Source organism: Dyella sp. OK584 (genome assembly GCF_057787755.1).
The window spans coordinates 1561813-1584869 of sequence record NZ_CM173542.1 but is presented as its reverse complement, the minus strand read 5'-3'; the positions used below and the strand labels follow the sequence as shown (position 1 = coordinate 1584869).

Annotated in this window: 17 protein-coding genes; 11 read left to right on the top strand and 6 right to left on the bottom strand. The window is 64.4% G+C overall.

The window, feature by feature from the left end; translation table 11 throughout:
* Positions 1-54: 54 nt before the first annotated feature.
* The 6 genes from AC3CBN_RS07075 (at position 55) to AC3CBN_RS07050 (ending at position 10040) form a co-directional block, all read left to right on the top strand.
* Complete coding sequence (locus tag AC3CBN_RS07075; RefSeq protein ID WP_488636104.1) at positions 55-1134, top strand: AraC family transcriptional regulator; 1080 nt, start codon at positions 55-57, stop codon at positions 1132-1134.
* A 222-nt stretch (positions 1135-1356) separates the two neighbouring features.
* Complete coding sequence (locus AC3CBN_RS07070) at positions 1357-3468, top strand: TonB-dependent siderophore receptor (protein WP_488636103.1); 2112 nt, start codon at positions 1357-1359, stop codon at positions 3466-3468.
* Between the two features lie 212 nt (positions 3469-3680).
* Entirely contained in the window at positions 3681-4919 is a 1239-nt protein-coding gene (locus AC3CBN_RS07065) for a parallel beta-helix domain-containing protein (RefSeq protein WP_488636102.1), read from the top strand.
* A gap of 12 nt (positions 4920-4931) precedes the next feature.
* On the top strand, positions 4932-6080 hold the full coding sequence (locus tag AC3CBN_RS07060; RefSeq protein WP_488636101.1) for an SO2930 family diheme c-type cytochrome: 1149 nt from the start codon (positions 4932-4934) through the stop codon (positions 6078-6080).
* A gap of 64 nt (positions 6081-6144) precedes the next feature.
* Entirely contained in the window at positions 6145-8616 is a 2472-nt protein-coding gene (locus AC3CBN_RS07055; protein ID WP_488636100.1) for a TonB-dependent receptor, read from the top strand.
* A gap of 11 nt (positions 8617-8627) precedes the next feature.
* Positions 8628-10040, top strand: coding sequence for a coniferyl aldehyde dehydrogenase (locus tag AC3CBN_RS07050; protein WP_488636099.1), 1413 nt, complete (start codon positions 8628-8630; stop codon positions 10038-10040).
* Between the two features lie 138 nt (positions 10041-10178).
* Here AC3CBN_RS07050 and AC3CBN_RS07045 read toward each other — a convergent pair whose 3' ends face one another.
* Positions 10179-11555, bottom strand: coding sequence for an OmpP1/FadL family transporter (locus tag AC3CBN_RS07045; protein ID WP_488636098.1), 1377 nt, complete (start codon positions 11553-11555; stop codon positions 10179-10181).
* 311 nt (positions 11556-11866) lie between these two features.
* Here AC3CBN_RS07045 and AC3CBN_RS07040 point away from each other — a divergent pair, with 311 nt between their 5' ends.
* On the top strand, positions 11867-12163 hold the full coding sequence (locus AC3CBN_RS07040) for a YcgL domain-containing protein (protein ID WP_488636097.1): 297 nt from the start codon (positions 11867-11869) through the stop codon (positions 12161-12163).
* A 1005-nt stretch (positions 12164-13168) separates the two neighbouring features.
* Positions 13169-15706 (top strand): ankyrin repeat domain-containing protein, encoded by a 2538-nt coding sequence (locus tag AC3CBN_RS07035; protein ID WP_488636678.1) that lies wholly within the window; start codon positions 13169-13171, stop codon positions 15704-15706.
* Here the strand turns inward: AC3CBN_RS07035 and AC3CBN_RS07030 are convergent.
* The 3 genes from AC3CBN_RS07030 to AC3CBN_RS07020 all read right to left on the bottom strand — a co-directional run bounded on the left by AC3CBN_RS07030 (position 15691) and on the right by AC3CBN_RS07020 (position 19808).
* Positions 15691-16794 carry a glycosyltransferase family 9 protein gene (locus AC3CBN_RS07030; RefSeq protein ID WP_488636096.1) on the bottom strand — a complete coding sequence of 368 codons (1104 nt, stop codon included), beginning with the start codon at positions 16792-16794 and terminating at the stop codon, positions 15691-15693. The genes AC3CBN_RS07035 and AC3CBN_RS07030 overlap by 16 nt on opposite strands.
* Positions 16795-16977: 183 nt before the next feature.
* Positions 16978-18819 carry a monovalent cation:proton antiporter-2 (CPA2) family protein gene (locus tag AC3CBN_RS07025; protein ID WP_488636095.1) on the bottom strand — a complete coding sequence of 614 codons (1842 nt, stop codon included), beginning with the start codon at positions 18817-18819 and terminating at the stop codon, positions 16978-16980.
* A gap of 101 nt (positions 18820-18920) precedes the next feature.
* A complete protein-coding gene (locus AC3CBN_RS07020) occupies positions 18921-19808 on the bottom strand; it encodes a LysR substrate-binding domain-containing protein (protein ID WP_488636094.1) in 888 nt (295 codons plus the stop codon).
* Positions 19809-19921: 113 nt separating this feature from the next.
* Here AC3CBN_RS07020 and AC3CBN_RS07015 point away from each other — a divergent pair, with 113 nt between their 5' ends.
* On the top strand, positions 19922-20479 hold the full coding sequence (locus AC3CBN_RS07015; protein WP_488636093.1) for a DUF4865 family protein: 558 nt from the start codon (positions 19922-19924) through the stop codon (positions 20477-20479).
* A gap of 30 nt (positions 20480-20509) precedes the next feature.
* Positions 20510-20890 carry a tautomerase family protein gene (locus tag AC3CBN_RS07010; protein WP_488636092.1) on the top strand — a complete coding sequence of 127 codons (381 nt, stop codon included), beginning with the start codon at positions 20510-20512 and terminating at the stop codon, positions 20888-20890.
* A 39-nt stretch (positions 20891-20929) separates the two neighbouring features.
* Here AC3CBN_RS07010 and soxR read toward each other — a convergent pair whose 3' ends face one another.
* A complete protein-coding gene (gene soxR, locus AC3CBN_RS07005; protein ID WP_488636091.1) occupies positions 20930-21403 on the bottom strand; it encodes a redox-sensitive transcriptional activator SoxR in 474 nt (157 codons plus the stop codon).
* Between the two features lie 71 nt (positions 21404-21474).
* Here soxR and AC3CBN_RS07000 point away from each other — a divergent pair, with 71 nt between their 5' ends.
* Positions 21475-21813: a hypothetical protein gene (locus AC3CBN_RS07000; RefSeq protein WP_488636090.1), complete on the top strand. Its 339-nt coding sequence runs from the start codon at positions 21475-21477 to the stop codon at positions 21811-21813.
* 185 nt (positions 21814-21998) lie between these two features.
* Here AC3CBN_RS07000 and hemB read toward each other — a convergent pair whose 3' ends face one another.
* Positions 21999-22991 (bottom strand): porphobilinogen synthase, encoded by a 993-nt coding sequence (hemB, locus tag AC3CBN_RS06995; RefSeq protein ID WP_488636089.1) that lies wholly within the window; start codon positions 22989-22991, stop codon positions 21999-22001.
* Positions 22992-23057 lie beyond the last annotated feature (66 nt).

The following is a 23057-nucleotide window of genomic DNA, read 5'->3' as shown; positions in this document are numbered from 1 at the left end:
ATAGATCAAAGGTCGCGTCGGGCTTGTCCGACTCCGAGGAAGGGAGCTATCACGATGACGTCCGCTGCCGCCTCGGCCGGCCATCCCATCGACGATTTCGCAACGCTGCTTGGCGCCGATCCGCGCTATACGGCGGCCGAGACACCGCCGAACGTCCTCGTGCACCTGACCCAGCTGGCGCTGGCCCGCGGCATTCGCAGCGATGGCTGGTTCGCGGGCTCCGGCCTGACTCGCGAGCAGCTCAACGATCCCACCTTGCGGGTGTCCTACCGACAGGCCCGCTCGGTGATCCGCCGCGCCCTGCATGCCACCGGCGAAACCGGCCTGGGGCTGGAAGTTGGCCGGGTGGAAACCTTGGGCAGCTTCGGCCTGCTGGGCCTGGCCATGATGACTTCGGCCACTTTCGGAAAAGCGATGGAAGTGGGCATCACGCACCATCGCGTCAGCGGCAGCTTGCTGGACGTGAGCTTCGAAGTGACAGGCCAACGTGAGGTGGCGCTGGCCGCATGGCCGCGTTTCAACGACCCGCCCCTGCTGCCGTTCCTGTGCGAGGAACTGTTCGCCAGCGCGTTGGCCATCGCGCGCGAACTAGTGGGTCAGGACTTCCGCCCGTCGCGACTGGAAGTGACCTATGCACGGCCGGCGCACGCGCAAACCTATGCCGATTATTTCCAGTGCGAGCTGGTGTTCGGTGCGCGCTACAACCGCGTCGTGCTGGACGCGCAGTGGCTAGATCAACCGCTGCCCACCCACAACCCGCTCACCGCCCGGCAGGCATTGGCACTGTGCATGCAGCAGTACGACGCCAGCGGTGTGCAGCAGGAAATCGTCGCCTCGGTGGAGCGCCTGCTTCGCAGTCACCTTCGCCAACAGCCGCGTTTGCCCGACGTGGCGCGCATGCTCAACATGAGCGAACGCTCGTTGCGTCGGCGGCTCGCCGAAAGCGGGCGCATCTTTCGTGAAATTCATGACCGCGTGCGCGCCGAGCGGGCACTGGAACTGCTGCACGGCGGTGCCCTGAGCGTGGCCGAGATCGGGCTGGAAATCGGCTTCAGCGATCCGCGCGAGTTCCGTCGCGCCTTCAAGCGCTGGACCGGCATGCCGCCGCGAAGCGCCCGGCATCACGCCGCCTGACAGCCTTGCCAAGGCCGTTTTGGCCATTCCGGGAACGACTTCCGTTCGACTCCCTTGAAGAACAAACGCCAGTAGCGGCCTCTATCACGCCTGCCCGACCCGGCACCTCGACGCAAAAACTTGAAGTTAAAATAAGAATCACTATCATTTAGCCATCTGCCGTTGGCGAGGGTGGCGATTGCACGAGCCACGGCACATTTCTTTCCACACAGGCTCCCCTGCATGTCTGCCCCATTTTCCAGAAGCGCACTTCTGGTAGCGATCTCGCTTGCTCTGGCTGACCCCGCATTTGCCGCCGACCAGGCCGATACAACCGCTTCCCAGCAAAAAACCACGCACGAAAAAGACAGCAAAGACAGCATTGCCCTGGAAGCGGTGAACGTCGTGTACTCGACCACCAAGACCGAGACGCCTGCGGTGGAGATCCCCCAGTCGGTCAGCACCATCACGCCTGACCGCATGCATGCCTACGGCGTGCAGGGCCTGGATGAGGCAGTGCGCTATCTGGCCGGCGCGGTGGGCGGCAGCTATGGCGCCGATCCGCGCAGCGACTGGATTCTTGTCCGCGGTTACGACCCGGCGAAGTTCCTCGACGGCCTGGCGCTTCCCAATGGTTCCTGGACCGCCGACTCGCGCATCGAGCCCTATGGCCTTGAGCGCGTGGAGGTGAACAAGGGTCCGTCATCGGCGATGTACGGCCAGTTGCCGCCGGGCGGCATGATCGACATGACCAGCAAGCGCCCGAGCCTGGACGCGCCGCACGAAGTGGAAGCGACCGTTGGCAGCTTCGGCCAGCGGCAGCTTGCCGGCGATACCGGCGGACAGCTCGATAGCAACGGCAAATGGCTGTGGCGCCTGGTCGCGCTTGCCCGCAATGGCGATTCGAACATCAAGCACTCGCGGGACGATCGCTACTACTTCGCGCCCAGCCTCACCTGGAAGCCGGACGACAACACCTCGTTGACTGTGCTGGCGCGCTACCAGCGCAGCCTGTCGAACGGCGTGGGCGGCTTCCTGCCTTCGCAGGGCACGCTCTATCCAAACCCGAACGGCCAGATTCCGCGCGACGTCAATCCGGGCGAACCGGGTTATGACCACTACTACAAGACCGACGAGTCCATCGGCTACGAATTCACGCACCGCTTCAACGACGTGTGGTCGGTGCGGCAGGACTTGCGCGTGCAAAACGAAACGGTAGACCACCGCTCGATCGGCAGCCTGGGCCTGCAGGACGACCTGCGCACGCTCAACCGCTACAACTACCCGCTGGTCGATCAGGCGCATGTCTTCGCCGTGGATAACCAGGCCGAGGCGAAGTTCGCGCAGGGCGACGTGCAGCACACGGTGTTGATGGGCGTGGACTATCTGCACAGCCGCAACGACTACAAATCCGGATTCGGCACGGCAGCGCCCATCGACATTTTCGATCCGGTATACGGCGCACCGATCACTCCTACGCCATACACGTTCCACACCAATAGCCTGCTCGAACAACTGGGCGCCTATGTGCAGGACCAGATCAGCTGGGGTCGCTGGGGCATCGTGGCCAGCGGTCGCGAGGACTGGGTAACCAACCACGTCGACGACCTCATCGCCAATACCAAGCAGAAGCAGAACGACACCGCGTTCTCTGGTCGTCTCGGCATCAACTACACCACCGACATCGGCCTGGTGCCGTACATCGCCTACTCCCACTCGTTCAAGACGACGGTGGGCCAGACGTTTGACGGCAGCGCGTTCAAGCCGATCACCGGCGACCAGTACGAAGGCGGCCTGAAATACCAGACGCCAAACGGGCGCACACTGATCACTGCGGCGGTCTACCAGCTCACGCAGAAGAACGCGCTCACGGTGGATCCGGATCATCTGTTCTTCTCGTTGCAGCAGGGCCAGACCCGCACCCGCGGCGGGGAACTGGAAGCCAACGTCGCGGTGACCGATCACTTGAGCATGACCGCTGCGTACGCCTACACGGACGCCAAGGTCACGCACGCCAACGACGCCACGCTGGGCAAGGAAGTTGCGCTGGTGCCCAAGCAGCAGGCCTCGCTGTCGGCCGACTACGGCATGCATGAAGGCATGCTCGCGGGCCTGGGCTTTGGCGGTGGTGTGCGCTACATCGGCGCGCACTACGGCGATGCGAACAACCAGTTCCACACCGGCGGCTATGTGCTCTACGACGCCAACGCGCATTACGACATTGAGAACTGGCGCTTTCAGGTCACCGCCGCCAATCTGTTCGACCGCGAATACGTGAGCGCCTGCAACAGCAGCATCTGGTGCTACTACGGCTATCCGCGCGAAATCACCGTATCGGCGCGCTACCGCTGGTAATCGGTCACGGCCGGCATGCGCCGGAGCATCGCCACCCCGGACTGACCACACCGGTCGTCCGGGGTTAGGTGCGGCCGGCCACCATCGCAGGGGCGAACAGGCCACACTGGCCGATTTACCCCCCATACCCGCTGCTACGCCCCTCCCCGTCGCGACTACATTCCATGACAGTGGGATATCTAGCTGACAGCCGCTACTGGGGAGTACGCGACATGCGCAAGACCACTCTGGCTCTTTTCATCCCGTTGTTGCTGGCCGCCTGTGGCCATGAAGCGCCGCCGGCGCAGAGCAACGCCGATGTCTCGTTCGAGTCCAAGCTCCAGCAGCAGTTGCTCGATGCCAAGCCGGGCAGCGTCATCGACATTCCCGCCGGCCACTACCACCTTCAGCGCGGCATGAGCCTGCGCACCGATGGCGTGACCATCAAGGGCGCTGGCATGGACAAGACCGTGCTGTCGTTCAAGGGACAGGTGGTCGGCCCCGAAGGCCTGCTGGTGAACGCCAACGACTTCACCATCGAGAACCTCGCGCTGGAAGACACCAAGGGCGATGCCCTGAAGATCAACCAGGGCAAGAACATCACCATCCGCGGCGTGCGCGTGGAATGGACCGGCGGCCCCAAGACCAACAACGGTGCGTACGGCCTGTATCCGGTGAAGACGCAGAACGTGCTGGTGGAAGATTCCGTGGTGATCGGCGCATCGGATGCCGGCATCTACGTGGGCCAGTCCAACAACATCATCGTTCGCCGCAACCGCGCCGAGTACAACGTGGCCGGCATCGAGATCGAAAACTCGGTCAACGCCGACGTCTACGAGAACACCGCCACCCACAACACCGGCGGTATCCTGGTGTTCAACATGCCGAACCTGTCGCAGGCAGGCCACAGCACGCGCTTGTTCAAGAACAAGGTGTTCAACAACGATACCGACAACTTTGCTGCCAAGGGCGCGGCGGTAGCCAGCGTGCCGCGTGGTGCTGGCGTGGTGGTGAACTCCAACGACAAGGTGGAGATCTTCGATAACGACATCGCCGACAACTCCACCGCCAACGTCATCATCTCCAGCTACTACTCCACCAACTACTACAACACCAAGGGCGTGGCGTCCGACTACAACCCGTATCCCAAGGGCATCTACATCTACGACAACCGCTTCAAGGGCGGTGGCGACTCGCCTGACGGCATCAAGCTGAAGACGCTCAAGACCGCCGTGTACGGCCTCAGCGGCAAGTTCCCGGACATCCTCTGGGACGGCTATGTAAACGAGAAGACGCTGGTGAACGGCATGCCACCTGCAGGCGACCGCTTCTGCATCCAGAACGGCGACGTGGGTGTGATCAACGCCGACGGTCCGCACGACTACAAGAATCCGAGTACGGACACCAAGGCCTACCAGTGCACGCTGCCGAAGCTGCCGCCGGTGGTACTTGATCCGGAACCGAAGGCCTGAGGAAAGCAGTTGATGTCGATGAATGCATGTTTGCGCGCTTGTCTGTTGCTGGCGTTGTTGCTCCTAAGCGCCTGCCATCGCGACCTGGATCCCGTGGCGTTCCAGGCGGATGGACGTCCGCAGCGGCTTAGCGACTGGCATGTAGTGGAAGTGCGCGACGGCAAGCTGGTGCTGAACTACGGCGTGGTGCCCTTCGACCTCAACACGCCGCTGTTCACCGACTACGCGCACAAGCTGCGCACGATCTGGATGCCCAAGGGTGTGTCGGCCAAGTACGACCCGAACGACACCTTCGACTTCCCCGTCGGCACCATCATCAGCAAGACCTTCTATTACCCGAAGTCGGTAACTGGGAAGTTCAGCGATGTCGCGCGCACCTATGACAGCTCGCGCGACTTCGCCGGCCAGGGATTGGACCTGGCGAACGTGCACCTGATCGAAACGCGCATTCTCGTGCGTCGCGAATCGGGGTGGGCGGCGATGCCCTATGTGTGGAAGGAGGACCAGAGCGACGCCGAGCTGGCACGCACCGGCGCGGTGATTCCGCTTACGTTGGTCACCGACAACGACGCACGCGAAGACTTCAACTACGTGGTGCCTGACGAAAGCCAGTGCGCCAGCTGCCACGCGCAGGACTGGGTATCGCGCAAGATCCATCCGATCGGACCGAAGGCACGCCATCTCAACCGCGACTACCACTACGCCGACGGCGACGAGAACGAACTCGCGCACTTGATGAAGGTGGGCTATCTCACCGGCGCGCCGTCAGCAGAGCAGGCTCCGCGCAACGCCAACTGGATGGACGATCGCGCCTCGCTCGACGCGCGCGCACGCGCCTACCTCGACATCAACTGCGGTCATTGCCACAACCCCAAGGGTGCGGCCAACACCACCGCGTTGACGCTGGATGTGACCGCCGCCGAAGACCGCCACCTGGGCATTTGCAAACCGCCCGTCGCGGCCGGACGTGGCACCGGCGACCATCTGTTCGATATCGTGCCGGGCGCACCGGCCGACTCCATCCTGCCGTATCGCATGGATTCGGCCGAGCCGGGCGTGATGATGCCGGAGCTGGGCCGAAGTACGGTGCACCGCGAGGGCGTGGCACTGATAAAGGCATGGATAGCGGCGCAGTCGGGGGGCTGCGTCGCCATTCACTAACGATAAGCAACAAGCCGCGACTTCGAAGGTTGCGGCCTTTTCATTTCAAGGGGAGAAACTGGTGATGATCATCCGTCCGCGTCCGCTGTCTGTCTGTCTGCGCCGCTTGTTGCTTGGCAGCTCCGTGCTGCTCGCCGGTGTGCCGCTTGGCGCTTTCGCCGCCGACCAGACGCCGGATTCCACGCAAGACAACACGGGCAGCGGCAGTACGCAGGCGGATCCTGAGAAGGCCAAGCTGCTCGGCAACATCACCGTGACGGCGCAGAGCCGCAGCCAGGAAGTGCAGTCGGTGCCGATTCCGCTGCAGATCGTGACCGCCAAACAGATCGACACGCTGGCCGCCACCGACCTCAGCAAGATGGACATCTTCGTGCCGGGCCTGTCCATCGGTGCCGACCAGCCCACGCAGCCCACCTACGAATTGCGCGGCATCGCCACCAGCAACTTCGGCATCGGCACGGAATCGGCCGTGGGCGTCTATGTCAACGGCGTGTACGCCGCCCGTTCGGGTGGCTCGCTGCTCGCCTTCAATGACATCGCGCGCATCGAGGTGCTGAAGGGTCCGCAAGGCACGCTGTTTGGCCGCAATGCAGCGGCGGGTGCCATCTCCATCGTCACCAACGAACCCACCGACAAGTTCGAAGGCAAGGCGCGTGTGCGCATCGGCAATGACGGCCGGCGCTACGCCGACGCACTGGTGAACATTCCGCTCAACAACGACATGGCGCTGCGCCTGAGCGTGCTGGACAACCAGAGCGACGGCTGGATCAAGGACGCCGCCACCGGCAAGCATTACGGCAAGGACGACGACTGGGGCACGCGCGCGGTCTACCGCTGGAACATCACCGACAACACCCGCGTGCTGCTGTCATGGGACCATGAAGAGCTCAAGCAGCCACCGGAGCAGGCGATCGGCCTGATTCCGCTGTCCACTGACACCAACCAGCGGGCGCCCTTCCCGGCCGATCCGACGACCTATCTCAACCCGCTGCACGCGCCGCTCTACAACGATACGATCGGCGGCAAGGAATCACGCCGATTCGACGGCGTCACGCTGTCTGTCGACCACTCGTTCAGCTGGGCCAGCTTCACGTCCACCACCGCATGGCGCGGCTTCGACACGTTCAACAAGGGCGACTACGACGGCACCAACCACGTTGTCACCTATCTCGACACGGCCAATATCGAGCACAACAACAGCTGGTACCAGGAGTTCAAGCTCCAGGGCAATACGGACCTGATGGACTGGGTGGCGGGCGTCAGCTACTACCAGGAGCAGGCGCGCCAGACCAGCCAGACCAACATCAACACCAACAGCCTCGATACGCTGGCTCAAAACATCTACGGCGTGGGCACGCCGCTCACGGACATCAGCAACGTGTTTGCTCAGATCGGCTTGCCCTACACGCTGCTGGGCGACCCGTGGCACGAGGGCATCAGCAACGATGGCAACTTCAAGGCCTATGCTGCGTTCGGCGACGTGATCTGGCACGTCAGCGACCGCTTCGACCTCACCACCGGACTGCGCTACACCCGCGACGAGAAGGATTTCAGCTGGTACACCATGCCGCGCAGCGCCCCGGAGTTCGACGCCACCATTGCGCAGCTGAAGCAGACTGGCATCTATGGCTTCCTCCCGCCGGACGCGCAGGCGCTGCTGTCCGCCTTTGGCGGCAACGTGATTTTCCCCGTAGCGGTGGGCATGAACGTGTCCGAAAGCAGCTCCTGGAACAACCTGAGCCCGCGCGTGGTGGCCAGCTACAAATTCACGCCCGACGTGATGGGTTATGCGTCGATCACCAAAGGCTACAAGGCCGGCGGCTACAACAGCGTGCAGGTCGGTTCGCGATTCGAGCCGGAAAAAGTGATCAACTACGAGGCCGGCATCAAGTCGGTGCTCCCCGACCAGAACCTGCTGCTCAACGGCTCGGTGTACTACTACCGCTACGACAACAAGCAGTCGCTGCAGCTGGATCCGAACAGCCCCTCCTCGGGCGTGCCGATCTACATCGTCAACAGTACCGACCAGGAGGCAACGGGCCTGGAGTTCGAGGCGCAGTGGCAGCCGATCGAAAGCTTCCGCGTGGGCTTGATGGGTGCCTATATCGATTCCACCTACCGTTCGGCAGTGGCACCGGATGGCATCGACCTCACCGGCCAGCCCACCGGTGCGCCGAAGTTCTCCGCCGCCGCGTCGCTGTCCTACACTTGGCACCAGGTAGCCAACGGTGACCTGGTGTTCGACCTTTCGCAGGCCTATCGGGGCAAGGCTCGCTGCAACGCCGATTCGCAGTTGCAGGGCTCGTGCAACATCAGCCCGAACTTCACGATCGGCGCCAGCGAGCAGCGCACCGATGCGCGCCTCGACTGGCACGCGCCGGGTGACCGCTGGGGTGTGGCACTGTATGGCACCAATGTCTTCAACAAGCGTTACCTGACGGGCGTGAACAACATCAGCACCAGCGTGTTTGGCACCCCGTTCGCCTCCATCACGCCGCCCCGCATGTGGGGCCTCGAACTGCGCGCGAAGTTCTAAAGGCCGATCCCATGAAAGAACCCAGCCCTTCTCTACATGCCACGCTATTGCGACTGCGCGAAGCACAGGCTCGCGACCCGCTGCCCACCTGGGACGTGCGTGCCGCCCGCCTGCGCACGCTGGAGAAGCTGCTGACCGAGCAGCGAGGCGCCTTCGCCGAGGCCATCAGCGCGGACTTCGGCCACCGGCCGACGGAAGAGACGGAATTGCTGGAGTTGTATCCCAGCGTGTCCAACCTGCGTCACTCGCTGAAGCGCGGCAAACGATGGATGCGACCCCGTCGCGGGCTGGCCAATCTGGTGTTTCTGCCGGCGCGCACGACGATGTTGCCGCAGCCGCGCGGCGTGGTGGGCATTATCGTGCCGTGGAACTATCCGCTTTATCTGGCGGTGGGGCCGCTGGTCGACGCGCTCACCGCGGGCAACCGCGTGATGCTGAAGATGAGCGAGTACACGCCACGCTTCTCGGCGCTGTTCGCCGAGCAGGTGGCGCGCTACTTCCAGCCTGATGAAGTCGTCGTGGTGACCGGTGATGCCGAGGTGGCGCAGGTATTTTCCGCGCTGCCGTTCGACCACTTGCTGTTTACCGGCTCTACCGCCGTGGGCCATCACGTGATGCGCGCCGCCGCCGCCAACCTCACACCGGTGACGCTGGAACTGGGCGGCAAGTCACCCGCCATCGTCGGTCCCGGTGCGCGGCTGGACAACGCAGTCGAACGCATCGTGTTCGGCAAGCTGGTCAACGCCGGGCAGACCTGTATTGCACCGGACTATGTGCTGGTGCCGCGCGAACGCATGGGTGAATTCGTCAGCGCCGCACGCGCGGCGGTGTCACGGCTTTACCCCAATCTTGGCTCGCACGGGCAATACGCCTCGATCGTTTCCGACCGCCAGTACCAGCGACTGGCAAAGCTGCGTGACGACGCCGTAGCGGCCGGTGCGCGTATCGAACCGTTGAGCGACGCGCAGGATGTACCGGCCAAACGTCTGCTGCCGCCGGTGATGCTGACCGACGTCAACGACAGCATGGCGGTGATGCAGGACGAGATCTTCGGCCCGCTGCTGCCGGTGTTGCCATATGACACGCTGGACGAAGCGCTGTCGTACGTGAACGCGCATCCACAACCGCTCGCGTTGTATCTGTTCGAGCAAGATGGCGCGACCGTCGAACGCGTGCTGAGCCGCACGCAGGCCGGCGGCGTCACCGTCAACGACACGCTCTATCACATCGCCCAGCATGGTCTGCCATTCGGCGGCGTGGGTCCCTCGGGCATTGGCGGCTACCACGGCGAAGCGGGCTTTCGAACCTTCTCGCACATGAAGCCGGTGTTCCATCAGGCGCGCCTCAACGGTGCCGGCATGCTCAATCCGCCGTATGGCTCGCGCTTCAAGCGCATGCTTGGGTTGTTGATGCGACTGGGCTAAGCCCATCGCTCGCTGTCATCCCGGCAAACGCCGGGATGACCAACCACCTGAATCATTTCGTCGCCCATAAAAAAACCTCCCCGCTTGCGCGGGGAGGTTTTTGACTTTCTGGCGTTCCTGTTCGCGGCGTACCGCGAGTTAGAACTTGTACTGTGCCGATACGCTCAGCAGATTGCCGTAGTCGTCCGAGCTGCCGGTGATGACATCGCCGGTCGAGCTGGCCGAGCTCATGTGCGCCTGGTTGACGAAGATGTGCGCGTACGACGCATTGATCAGGAAGTGCTCGGTGGCCTTGTAGCCAACGCCGAACGTCACGAGCTGACGGGTCGAATCGGGCACGCGCGGGTCGCGGGTCGCCGAGTAGGTCGGCGTGGTGTCGATGGCGAAGCCACCGCGCAGCGTCAGCTTGTCGTTGAGGTAGTAGTCGCCACCGATTGCGGCATACCAGGTGTTGCGCCAGTCGAACACCTCCGTCGTCGCCGGCTGCACCGGGTTGGCATAGTTCACCGTCAGGTTCTTGAACACGTCCCACTTGGTCCAGGACACATCCATGCCCCAGCCGAACTTCTCGGCCTGGTGCCAGTAGCTGGCAGTAGCCACGGCGGGCGTGGTGAACGGCGCGGTGCCACCGGTATGCGTGAACGGGGTACCGCCAAGCAGCGCGCTGGCGGCCGGCAGCAGGGCCTGCATGTTGGCCGGCACGGTGAAGTTGGCGGTGCCTTCGAGCGTATGCGAGATCTTCGCGCGATAGTCGAGGGCCAGCTTGTCATTCGGGGTCAGCTTCCAGAGCGCACCGACCTGCCAGCCGTAGCCCCAGTCGTCGCCCTTGATGCGGGCGATACCGTCCGAACCCGCAGGCACCAGGATGTTGCCCAGTGCGGGACCGACCAGCTGCGACACAACAGCGTTGTAGTTGACGGCACTCGTGAGCTCGGCCGAGGTCTTCTGAGCGATGCCGCTCAGACCCAGCGCGAAGTTGTCGCTCACGTCATAGGACACCGAAAGGGTGCCGTCCAGCGAGGTGAACTTGGACTTGATCGCGTTGTAGCGGCCCTTCCAGTTCGAGTCGTACTCGGTCTGGAAGCCGAACGGCACCGTGAAGGCTCCGCCGACGTGCCACTTGTCACCCAGCTGGGTGGCGAAGAAGAAGGCCGGGACCGGCATGGTGGTACCGGCGTCGCCGCCATTGCCGCCGCTGATCGTGCGGCCCTGTGCGTCAACGGCGGAGCCGCTGAACTTGGTGCCGAAATTGATGGCGGTGACGTCCGCCTGGAAATACGTGCCCTTCAGGTCGGTCATGGCGGCCGGGTTGTTGGCTACCACCGACACGTCGCCACCTGCGGTGGCGGAACCGGCATAGGCGCGGCCCATCGCGGCGGCGCTGTCTTCATGCAGCTGGAACGCGCTGGCATGGGCGCGCTGCGGGGCAGCAAGCGTCCCCAGGATCGCCAGGCTCAACGCGGCAAGCGCGAGCGGACGGCCCGCACGTGAAAATTGACGGAAAGACATCTGCATCAGAAGTGCTCCTGCTTATCGTTGATCTGGCTCGGGTCGTAGCGAGGGCCTGACGTCCGCCCTATTTTCATACGCGCGTTTGACACCCCCGGCCGGCACTTTGCCGGCTCACCGCAGGCCTTGCAAGTGCTGCCGCAGCAAAGCTTTCCGCCCCAATGAGCACCGATCCGCGCCGATCGTTGCCGAATGACGGAGATCAACGCAATCCATGCCGGCCGGGACGCACGCCTGGCGGGCTGCTACCCTTGCCTCTTGCCGCGCCGCTTCCAGTGGGCCCACATCCTCCGAACTCTCGCCGACAGGGTGTCGCCATGCACTGTTTCGTCTATGCCAGCCTGCGCAAGCCCGACACCTATCTGTGGCTGAGTCGCCGCGACGACTTCAGGTGCATTCCCGAATCGCTGGCCCTGATGCTGGGCGAACTGCGCTTTGCGCTCGAGGTGGAGCTCAGCAGCCAGCGCAAGCTGCCCATCGACGACGCAGTGCAAGTGATGAAGCATCTGGAAGAAGAGGGTTGGCACCTGCAGCTGCCTCCGAAGGAAACGCTGGCCGCTGCCAATCACCCTGCCTACAAAAGTGCGCCGCAGGATCGCCGTGGCGATCACTGAATCGCTGAGCTCACTCCATTGTCGCCGTTAACACGGGATTACCGTCTGACGTCGTAACGATTCCTATACTCCCAGACCATGGCCTATTCAAAAACGCGTCGCCCGCCCCCGTTTCTGCAAGCACTCGCCTGGTTCGTGCCAGGACTGATCGCTACCGCGATCGCCGCCTTCGGTGCTCACCCGCTTGCCCTGATCCCATTGCTGGTCGCCAACGCGCTGACCATGGCGGCGGTGTGCCACGCGATCGGCTTCGATCCCGAGCCGCGTTTCGGACGAACCGTGCTGCGCCGCGGTGCCGCGTATCTGGTGATGTTCACCGGCTATGTGGTGCTGGTGTTCCTGCTGGTGGCCTGGCCCATGCTCAAGCTCAACCAGGCGCCCAGCCTGGGCGCTGCGCTGATGCTGGCCGGCGCACTGGTGGTGGCGCTGGCCGCGTTATGGCGCATGTGGCCGGCGTTCGGCCTGGTTTATGTGTGGGACGACGCGTATCCGGCACAGAGTGACGGCTCGTGGATCTTCACCGCCACGGCACGCAGCCTCGCCTTCGGTCGCCACCTGTCACGCGAGGAGCGCTTCTTCACCCATTTCCTTCCCTCCGCGTTCTCGCTGTTGGTGCTGGCCTTTGTCGGCATCGCGCTGACCGGGCTCTATGGCGTGCTGCCCTCCGAGCTTCGCACCGCCGCCCTGGTGGTCTACGGCGTGCTGCTGATGCCGCTGGGCTGCCTGGTGATTGCCAACCGCACGTTGCGTGCCTTGCTGTGCGAAAGCCGCCGGCCGCTGCGCCAGCCCGCCGCCGGCGTGGTCGCGCCGCCCGCCGCGCCGAAGCCCAAGCCCGCGCCGCAATTGAGCGAACAGGAACGCACCGCCGGCACGCCCGAGCAGGCGCAGGCCCTGTTGGCTGCCACGCGGGACGGTGACATCGAACGCGCGTTGGCGCTGGTCGAGGCTGGCGCCGATCCGAATACCGCACCTGCCAACGGTGAGCGCGATCAGCGCCCGGTGCTGATGCTGGCCGCACTGCTGCCCGACACGCGCCTGCTGCGCGCGTTGATCGCCAAGGGCGCCGACGTGAACCGCGCCAACGGCGGCTTCACCTCGCTGCTCGCCGCCACCCGCGATAGCTGGCACGGTCGTGCCGAAGCCGTGATGACCCTGCTCGCAAACGGCGCCAGCGCGCTGGTCGCGGATGCCGAGGGCAACACGCCGCTGCACGGCGCCGTGCTTAGCGGCGAACCGATCGTGGCGGCCATGCTGCTGGACGCCGGCGCGTCGATCAACGCACTCAACAAGGCAGGCCTCAGTCCGCTCGCCATCGCCTGCCGCGCAGCCAACTGGCCCGTGGCGAAATTCCTGCTGGAACGCAGCGCCAAGCCCACGCCGGCCGACGGCGAGCCCGCATTGGTCGCCGCCGCTGGCGTGGCCGATGACGACGTGGAAGGCGTCAAGCTGCTGCTCAAGCACCGCGCTGCGGTGAATGCGGTCAATGCCCGCCATCGCAGCGCGTTGATGATCGCTGCGGCAGAGGGCCACGAGCAGATCGCCCGCGCCCTGCGCGCCGCCGGCGCAGATGTGAACCTGGCCGATCGCCACGGCAGCACCGCGTTGATGGAAGCGGCTCGCGCCGGTGCCGTGGGCATCGTGACATTGCTGGCGGAAGCACAGCCCAATGCCCGTGCTCGCGACAGCCACGGCCGTGACGCACTCACCCTCGCCTGCCAATCGCCGCGTGCGCACGCCGAGATGGTGCGTGCTCTGCTGGCGCTCGGCGCGGAGCCCAAGAGTATCGGCAGCGACAGCCGCAGCGCACTGGATCATGCCGCCGCCGCCGGGCGCTGGGACCTGGTGGCTCTGCTGGATCCTGAAACTCCGCTACCCGCCAGTTTGAGCCTGGATGCACTGCCCGAAGGTGCGGATACGCCAGGCCATCTGCTCGACGCGCTGCGCTTTGGCCACTGGGCCATCGTCTCCACCTTCACCGCCCGCGTGCGCGAATGGCCTCAGGCACAGCTGGCGCAGTTGTATCTGGACCTTGCGGCGCCGGGTCAGAGTGCGGCGCGACGCTGGCTGCTCGATCACGCGCTGACTCCCGAAGCCCGCCTGCAACCGCAGCTGGTGGATGACGCCGACGTCGAGGAGCATCGCGAACCGCAGCTGCCGCCGCTCGGCCGTCGCTTGTTCGACGCACTGCTGCAACAGCTGCCGGCCGCCACCGAAGCGGTGGAAGATTTGCTGCAAGCCGGCGCCACGCCGGCCGGCGCGGGCCTGATGGCACAGGCCCTGCTGCGGCTGGAAGACAGCGCACAGGGCGCCGCGCTACCGCTGGCCATGCTTGAGCGCGGCGCCGATCCGTTCGGCGTGGATGCGCGTGAACGTACACCGGTGCACCTGGCCGCCACCTTCGGACATCAGGTGCTGCTGCAAGCCTTGCTGACGCGCGGCTGCGATCCCAACACGCGCGACAGCAACGGCCGCACGCCGCTGTTCGCTGCGCTGGAACACGGCGAGCGGGCACTTCCGCTGGTGCGCGCACTGGTCGCGCACGGTGCCAATCCCGAGGCCATCGACGCCAATGGCGAAACGCCGCTTGGCCTGTCGCTGGAACACGAGGCCATCGAGCGTTGGCTGAATTGGGGCGACTGGTCGCGCCCGGCTCGTCCGTTGCGCGCCGACGACCTGCCACCGGCCGCCGCCGGTGGTGCGCTCACCGCGGTGGAACGCCTGCTCGAACTGGGTTTTGCGGCGGACACGCGCGACCATCAAGGCGCCACTGCGCTGCTGCATGCCTGCGGCGCCGGTCAACGTGAGGTTGCCGCTCTGCTGTTGGACAAGGGCGCTGACGCCACGCTTGCCGCCACCAACGGCATGACGCCACTGGCTGCAGCCGTCAGCGCGCGGCGCGAAGCGTTGGTTGCACTGTTGTTGCAGCATGGCGTCCCGGTGGACCAACGTCTGCCGGGCGACGCTACCGCATTGATGATTGCCGCCGCGATGGGTTATCCCGAGATCGCCGAACAGCTGCTCGATGGCGGCGCGGACGTGAACGCGGTGGACACGCGAGGCCACACCGCGCTGCATGCCGCTGCGCAATACGGCTTCGACCACAACGACAGCCTGCGTGCGCGCCGCCTGTTCGACGCACTACTCAAGCGCGACGCCAACGTGGGCCTGGCCGACAAGGAAGGCAAGACGCCGCTGCTGCTGTTGCTGGGTGCGCACCTGCGCCCTGGCAGCGAGTGCGACCCCACGCATATCGGCGCCCTGGTGCCCGTGCTGCTCGATGCCGGCGCCGTGCTGGAACACGCCGACCAGCGCGGCGTCACCGCGCTGCACGCCTGTGCCATGCACGCACTGCTCGCACCGGCGCGCGTGCTGCTGGCGCGCGGCGCCGACCGCCAGGCCGCCGATGCGTTCGGTCGTACCGCGGCCGACGTGGCACGCACCATCGGCTATGTGGATATCGCTCACGAACTGGCCGCGCGCAGCGGCTCGGCGATTCCCAGCGTGCGGCAAATGTTGAGGCAGCCGTCTCAGCCGACGGACTGAAGCACGCCCGCCTCCAGTCGGCGGGCTAGCTGTTCGGTGCGTGGCGGCAACTGCTGCCACGCCCGCACCACCGGCTCCAGCTCGATCCGATCCACCCGCGTCACATCCGGCAGGCCACCGATCACTTTCACCGCGCTGCCGCTGGCACTGCGCGGCGTCCACATCGATGGCCAGCGATTGCCGAACAACACCACCAGCGGACAACCCACCGCGGCAGCGAGATGCGCCGGCCCGGTGTCGACCGACACCATGCTGTGTGCGATGTGCAGCAGCGCACGAAGATGACCCAACGGCAATCCTTCGCGCGGCACGATCACTTGCGGATGATCAGCTGCAGCGCCGATCGAAGCCAGGTAGGTGGTTTCGGCGGGCGAACCGCATAGCAGGACATGCGCGCCCGGCATAGTCGCGAGTATGACTCTGCACAACGCGGCCCAGCGCGCTGCCGGCCACGACTTGTCGTCGTCATCTGCCTTGCGCACGCCGTTCCAGCGCACGGTGCGTTTGTTCGCCGGCTGCAACAGTACCAATTGCTTCCCATGCAACCCGCGCCGAACAAGCCATCGCCGTGCCTCATTCAACTCCGCCGCGGTCGGCTTCAAGCCGGGCGCCGAAGGCAAGGTCGGAGGCGCACTTGCCATGCCGAGAAATGCTGCCGGTGTCTCGTCGGCGAATCGCATCAGCCAGTCAGCCCAGTGCTCGTCAGGCAACAGCGGCGTGTTCTCGATAAACACACAGTGCTCGGGCGCGATGCCCGCCAACGACAGCATGGGGCGCACCTTGGTACGTGTGCGCACCTCCGGCTCGCAGATGTAGAACGGCGCGCGGCGCAGGGCACGTAGCGACAGTGCGGTGCGCAGGCGCTGCGGATTGAGCCACAGCGAACCGGACTGGCTATCGAAATGCTTCACTTCGACAACGTCTTCGCTGCCTTCGTACAACACGCGGGAACACTCGCCCAACGACACCAGACGACAGGCGCCGCCATAGCGCCGACGCAACTTGTGCAGCAGGGGTTGCAACAGGATGGTGTCGCCAAGCCGCCCAAAGCGGATGACGACAGGATGGAGCAGCGCGCGCTGGCTCATGCGAGGTCAGGGTGGCGTCGGGACAAACCCGATCCCACAGGCGGCCCGCCCCTCGGCGGCACGACCTGCAAGCGCCTGCATCTTTCACTATTCGCGGCGAAATGAGTTGCGCCGTAGGCGCAAGTTACAGCGTGTCGATCTTGCGAAGGACCAGATGCATCACGCCACGTCGGAGCGCGCGGTTCAGCGCGTCACATCCTCATCGTCCGGCGTCGCGTCGGTGGGTTTCTTGAGCGCACGCTCGACCTCGGGCGAGGCATCGGCCTGGAACAGCCGCTCCAGATCGACCAACGCTTCGCGCGTGGTCTGCACGATGCGTGCATCGTCGTCGTAGACCAGGTACTGGCGCTTGAGCAGCTCGACGTCCTGGCGCCGGAAGCGCTCCACATGGTCCGCCGCCATTTCCGGGGACAAGCCCAACGCCTCCAGCGTCTGCCGCGTCATCTTCAGGCTGGAATACAGCGTCTCGCGCACCGGCATTTCCACACCCAGATCCATCAGGCGCCACACGTGCTGGCGATTGCGTGCACGGGCGATGATCTTCAGGTTCGGATACATGCGGCGCACCACGCTGGCTGTGCGCAGGCTGGCTTCCGGATCGTCCACGGCCAGCACGAACACTTCCGCCTGATGGGTCTGCGCAGCGCGCAGCAATTCCGGGCGGGCGGGGTCGCCGTAGAAGATGTCGGTCCAGTTGCCAAAACGCTGCACCAGGTCGATTTGTTCTACCGAGTGATCCAGCGCCACGAACGGAATGCCCTGCGCACGCAGCATGCGCGCCACGATCTGACCCATGCGTCCGTAGCCGGCAATGATCACGCGCGGCGAGTCGGCCACGATGGTGTCGAACTCGCGCGCCTTCGTCGGCTTGGCAGCGAACACGCGGCCAGTCAGCGTCACCAGCAACGGCGTCAACGCCATTGACAGCGTGATGGCCAGCACCTGCAAGCTGTGCAGCTCATCCGTGATCAGGTTTTGCTCGCGCGCCAGTTTCAATACCACGAAGGCAAATTCGCCACCGCACGCCAGCAGCACAGCCAGGCGCAATGCATCCCCGCGATCCAGTCCACCCACGGTGCGGCCCAGCGGCCACAGCAGCACACCCTTGATCAGCAGCAGGCACACCACCAGCAGCGCCACACGCAGCGGTTGGTTAAACAGTAGCGTCACGTCCATCGACATGCCGACGCTGATGAAGAACAGGCCAAGCAAGAGGCCCTTGAACGGCTCCAGATGCGATTCCAGTTCGTGGCGGTATTCGGAGTCGGCCAGCAACACACCGGCTAGGAATGCGCCCAGCGTGGATGACACACCGACCATCTCCATCAGCCACGCCGTACCCATCACCACCAGCAATGCGGTGGCCGTGGATACTTCCACGTTGTCGACCTTGGCTACGAAACGGAACACCGGGCGCAACAGATAGCGGCCACCGATCATCACCGCCAGGATGACACCGACGGTGCGTAGTACGGCATAGGGATCGAAGCCATGCTTGCTCGACGCGCTGGCGAGCAGCGGCACGGCGGCGATCAGCGGAATGGCCGCCAGATCCTGGAACAACAAGATGGCGAATGCCTGGCGCCCGTAGGACGAACCGGCCTCCTTGCGCTCGGCAAGAATCTGCAGGCCGAACGCCGTGGACGACAGCGCCAGGCTGCCGCCGACGATGGTCGCCGCGTTCACCGGTAGACCAAACAGGTAATAGGCCGCAGCGCCGATCACCATGCTGGTGGCGAGCACCTGCAGCAGGCCGGTGCCGAACACCTGGCGGCGCATCACCCACAGTCGCTGCGGCGAGAGCTCCAGGCCGATCACGAACAGCATCAACACCACGCCGAGTTCGGAGACAGTGGCCACTCCGCTGGTGTCGTGGACGAGGCCCAACTCCTGCGGGCCGATGACGATGCCTGCGAGCATATAACCCAGCACCGAGCCGAGCTTGAAGCGCTTGGTCAGGGGCACCGCGATGACCGTCGCCACCAGGAATACCAGCGCTGTCTCCAGAAAATGGTGGCTATCCACTCGCACGCTCCATTTGGGGAATAGGCATTATTCCACGCGCTTATGGCGATGGCCCGACCCGATTGGGTACGGGGCTCGATGCACGTCACACCAACGGCACGTCACGCCGCCAGCGGCAGGCCCTTCCATTGCTGCGCGAGTATGGCCGCGAGCCTTTGCACGGACGCCGATGGTTCGGCCTCGGCGTGATGCAGACACAATCCCAGCGCTCCGAGCGCCGGCAACGACGTTTCATGAGGCGCGAGCGCGTGAACGGTGGGTGGCAGCCCCAGTGGCGTACGCAGCGATACGCCAAGCCCGGCCGCCACGGCGGCCCAGGTGCCGGCGAGGCTGGCGCTGGTGAACGCGATGCGCCATGGGATGTTTGCGCGGTCGAGCGCGGCGGTGGCGGCGCTGCGCATGATGCAGGGCGCCTCGAGCATCACCAGCGGTAGCGGTTCACCGTTCGGTAGCAGCGGGGTGTCTGTGCCGGCGGCGCTGATCCACCGCAACGGCACTTCGCCCAGACGCTCAGCGTGCGCCGTGACCACGCCGGCATCCCAGGCCAGCGCCAGATCGAGACGTCCCGACGTTATGCGATCGAGCAATTCCGCATTGCGGGCGATGCGCACCTCCACACGCACCCTCGGATGCGCGCGCGCAAAGCGGCCCAGCACGTCAGTGAGCAGGCTTTCGCCGAAATCCTCCTGCAGGCCAAGCCGAACCCAGCCTTCCAGCTCGGCACCGTGCAGGGCGGCGGCGGCTTCGTCGTTGAGCTCTAGCAGGCGCCGCGCGTAGGCCAGCATGGTCTCGCCCGCCTCGGTCAGCACCATGCCGCGACCGGATTTGCGTAAAACCGGCGTGCCGGCCTGCTCCTCCAGCTTCTTCAACTGCGCGCTGACTGCCGACGTGGAACGACTCAGGCGGTCGGCGGCACGAGCAAAGCTGCCCAGCTCTACGCCGGTAACGAAACTGCGCAGGACATCAAGATCGAAGGTGACGCGCCCCATGGCGATCATCCTGTTTTAGTGGACTATTAATTCAATATTTTCCGATTTTCAGAACGATACTCTCCGCCTTAGCCTACTCAGCGTCAAGATCCGACCCGAGGTAAGGGCAAGCCATGATCGCCATGCAATACAGCTTTGTGCTGCCCGCCGATTACGACATGGCGGTCATCCGCCAGCGCATCGCCGACAAGGGCCATCTGCTGGACGATTTTGAAGGACTGCTCTTCAAGGCCTATCTGCACGCGCAGCGCGGGGCCGATTCGGCGGAAAACCTCTATGCCCCGTTTTATCTGTGGAAGGACAGCGCCGCGATGCAACGCTTTCTCGGCAGCGCAGGTTTCGCCGCCGTCACACAGGCATTCGGCTGGCCGGCCATCCGCTGCTGGCCGGTGTGGGATGCGTATCTCTCACCGGAAGCGCGCAACGCCCGCTTCGCCACGCGCGAGCTGGATACCATCGCGCCCTACAGCCCACTCGATGCGTTGCGCGAACAGGAACGTACAGCCATGCACGACGACATCGAGCGTGGTGCAGTGGCCGCGGTCAACGCGTTCGAACCCACCACCTGGACACACGTTCGCCTACGCCTGTGGAACGAGCCGCGCCCGCATACCGCGCATGCACATCGTCAACGCTATGTGGTGGGCCACGTTTCCCAGCCACGCAGCTGAACTCTACCCCCACTACCCGGAACCACCGCCATGCCACTCGTACAGATCAGCCTCCGTCGCGGCAAGTCACCGCAACACATCGCCGCCATCCGCAACAGCGTCTATCGCGCCATGATCGAGGCGTTCAACGTGCCGCAAAATGATCGCTTCATCCTCGTGCACCAGAAAGATGCGGAAGAGTTCGACTATGACCCGAGCTACCTGGATATCGCGCGCACCGATGACCTGGTGATCATCCAGATCGCCTGCAACAACACGCGCACAGTCGAACAGAAGAAGGCGTTCTACCAGCGCACTGCCGAGTTGCTCAGCGCCGAGCCTGGCCTGCGTCCGCAGGATGTTTTCATCAACTTGCTGGAGACGGCCAAGGAGAACTGGTCGTTCGGCAATGGCGTCGCGCAGTACGCCTAGAGATCAGACGGCTGATCGTTGCGCAGGGCGATCAGGCGATCATGCCTTGGCTTTCACCAGCAGTCGCTGCGGCCCTGCTCCTTGCGTGGCGAGCTTGTCGTATGGATTGCGCAACCGACAGCGATCGATGGAAAGACAGCCACAGCCGATGCAGTCGTCGAGCGTGTCGCGCAGCTTCTTGAGCTGCGCCATGCGCTCGTCAAGTTCCTCGCGCCATGCAGCAGAGAGTTGCGCCCAATCCTCTCTGCTCGGCGCTGCCGTCGCCGGCAAGGCCGCCAGTGCCGCCGCGATATCCGCCAGCGAAATGCCGACCCGCTGCGCCACTCGGATGAACGACACCCGGCGCAGCACCGCACGCGCATATCGGCGCTGGTTGCCCACCGAGCGCTCGCTGCTGATCAACCCTTTCGCCTCATAGAAATGCAACGTGGATACGGCTACGCCACTGCGGCGCGCCACTTCACCCACCGTAAGAGTCGTCGGCAGGCCACCTGGACCTAAAAGTTTGCTCATGGGTCACCTCTTGACCTCAAGTTTACTTGAGGTCTTAAAGTGCCGCGCACTGCCCCCAGAGGATGTCGCCCATGTCAGACGCATACGCTTCAAACCGCTCCAAGCCGGTGTTTCGCATCGACCGCTTCAATGTGCCAGCCCACGCGCTGCCCACTTTCATGGAGCGGGTGCGGCTCACACAGCGCTCACTCGATGGCCAGCCCGGATGCCGCCAGAACCTTGTGCTGTCTCAGCCTGACATCGCAGGGGAATACAACGTGATGACCGTGGTCGAATGGATCGACGAAGAATCGTTCTCGACGGCGAAGGCGATGATGCAGCAGCGCTATACGAATGAGCGCTTTGACCCGGCCGCATTCATGCAGAGCCTGGGTGTGAAGGCGGATCTGGGAATTTATCGAAGCGCTTGATACGCGATGTACTTACTTCCTCTCCCCTGGGGCGACCCGAAGGTAGTCCCTGTGGGAGAGAGGATTGCGGTGAGGACCGGATGCTTGCGATGGAAGGCAATAAAGTCGGCTTCGACTTTTACCTTGCCGCAAGATTGGCCCCTCACCCCGGCCCTCTCCCCAAAGGGGGGAGGGAGCAACTTCATTTACTCCCCGCGCAACCAGCGCGCGGCGTCGATCGCGAAGTACGTGAGGATGGCATCCGCCCCCGCACGCTTGAACGCGGTGAGCGATTCGAGCACAACCGCCTTCTCGTCCAGCCAGCCGTTCTGCGCCGCCGCTTTCAGCATGGCGTACTCGCCACTCACCTGATAGACGAAGGTAGGCATGCCGAACGTGTCCTTCACGCGGCGCAACACATCGAGGTACGGCATGCCGGGTTTCACCATCACGGCGTCGGCGCCTTCGTGGATGTCCAGCTCGATCTCGCGCAGCGCTTCGTCGCTGTTACCCACGTCCATCTGGTAGGTGTGCTTGTTGCCTTTGCCGAGATTGCCGGCCGAACCCACCGCGTCGCGGAACGGGCCGTAGAACGCCGAAGCGTACTTTGCCGAATAGGCAAGGATGCGTGTGTGGATGTAGCCATTCGCTTCGAGCGCATCACGGATGGCACCGATGCGGCCGTCCATCATGTCCGAAGGCGCCACGAAATCCATGCCGGCTTCGGCTTGCGCCAGCGACATCTTGATCAACGCCTCGATGGTCGGCTCGTTCATCACGTAGCCGTTCTCGTCGATCAGGCCGTCCTGGCCATGCGTGGTATATGGGTCGAGCGCGACGTCGCCGATCAGGCCCAGCTCCGGGTACTTCGCCTTTAGAGCACGCGTGGCACGCTGCATCAGGCCTTGTGGATTCCACGCTTCGCGCGCGTCCTCGGTTTTCACCGTCGCACCCGGCGAAGGAAACAATGCCAGCGCGGGAATGCCCAGGCGCACGCACTCGCCCGCCAGTTTGAGCAATTCATCAATGGACAGGCGCGCCACGCCAGGCATCGACGGCACTGGCTCGCGTTGTCCTTCGCCTTCGATCACGAAGGCCACCATGATCAGATCGCTGGGCAGCAAGGTGTGCTCACGCATCAACGCGCGGGAGAAAGCATCGCGGCGCATACGACGCATGCGGACAGCGGGGAAGCTCATGGGCGGGCTCTCGGGCAAGACATTGGGCTATTTTAGCGCCTTGCGCAGCCCCTGCTATCCCGACGC

Bases quoted from the DNA above. Each gene is read 5' to 3' on its own strand.
- AC3CBN_RS07075 (WP_488636104.1), top strand. From the start codon at position 55: ATGACGTCCGCTGCCGCCTCGGCCGGCCATCCCATCGACGATTTCGCA.
- AC3CBN_RS07070 (WP_488636103.1), top strand. From the start codon at position 1,357: ATGTCTGCCCCATTTTCCAGAAGCGCACTTCTGGTAGCGATCTCGCTT.
- AC3CBN_RS07065 (WP_488636102.1), top strand. From the start codon at position 3,681: ATGCGCAAGACCACTCTGGCTCTTTTCATCCCGTTGTTGCTGGCCGCC.
- AC3CBN_RS07060 (WP_488636101.1), top strand. From the start codon at position 4,932: ATGTCGATGAATGCATGTTTGCGCGCTTGTCTGTTGCTGGCGTTGTTG.
- AC3CBN_RS07055 (WP_488636100.1), top strand. From the start codon at position 6,145: ATGATCATCCGTCCGCGTCCGCTGTCTGTCTGTCTGCGCCGCTTGTTG.
- AC3CBN_RS07050 (WP_488636099.1), top strand. From the start codon at position 8,628: ATGAAAGAACCCAGCCCTTCTCTACATGCCACGCTATTGCGACTGCGC.
- AC3CBN_RS07045 (WP_488636098.1), bottom strand. From the start codon at position 11,555: ATGCAGATGTCTTTCCGTCAATTTTCACGTGCGGGCCGTCCGCTCGCG.
- AC3CBN_RS07040 (WP_488636097.1), top strand. From the start codon at position 11,867: ATGCACTGTTTCGTCTATGCCAGCCTGCGCAAGCCCGACACCTATCTG.
- AC3CBN_RS07035 (WP_488636678.1), top strand. From the start codon at position 13,169: ATGCTGGCCGCACTGCTGCCCGACACGCGCCTGCTGCGCGCGTTGATC.
- AC3CBN_RS07030 (WP_488636096.1), bottom strand. From the start codon at position 16,794: ATGAGCCAGCGCGCGCTGCTCCATCCTGTCGTCATCCGCTTTGGGCGG.
- AC3CBN_RS07020 (WP_488636094.1), bottom strand. From the start codon at position 19,808: ATGGGGCGCGTCACCTTCGATCTTGATGTCCTGCGCAGTTTCGTTACC.
- AC3CBN_RS07015 (WP_488636093.1), top strand. From the start codon at position 19,922: ATGATCGCCATGCAATACAGCTTTGTGCTGCCCGCCGATTACGACATG.
- AC3CBN_RS07010 (WP_488636092.1), top strand. From the start codon at position 20,510: ATGCCACTCGTACAGATCAGCCTCCGTCGCGGCAAGTCACCGCAACAC.
- soxR (WP_488636091.1), bottom strand. From the start codon at position 21,403: ATGAGCAAACTTTTAGGTCCAGGTGGCCTGCCGACGACTCTTACGGTG.
- AC3CBN_RS07000 (WP_488636090.1), top strand. From the start codon at position 21,475: ATGTCAGACGCATACGCTTCAAACCGCTCCAAGCCGGTGTTTCGCATC.
- hemB (WP_488636089.1), bottom strand. From the start codon at position 22,991: ATGAGCTTCCCCGCTGTCCGCATGCGTCGTATGCGCCGCGATGCTTTC.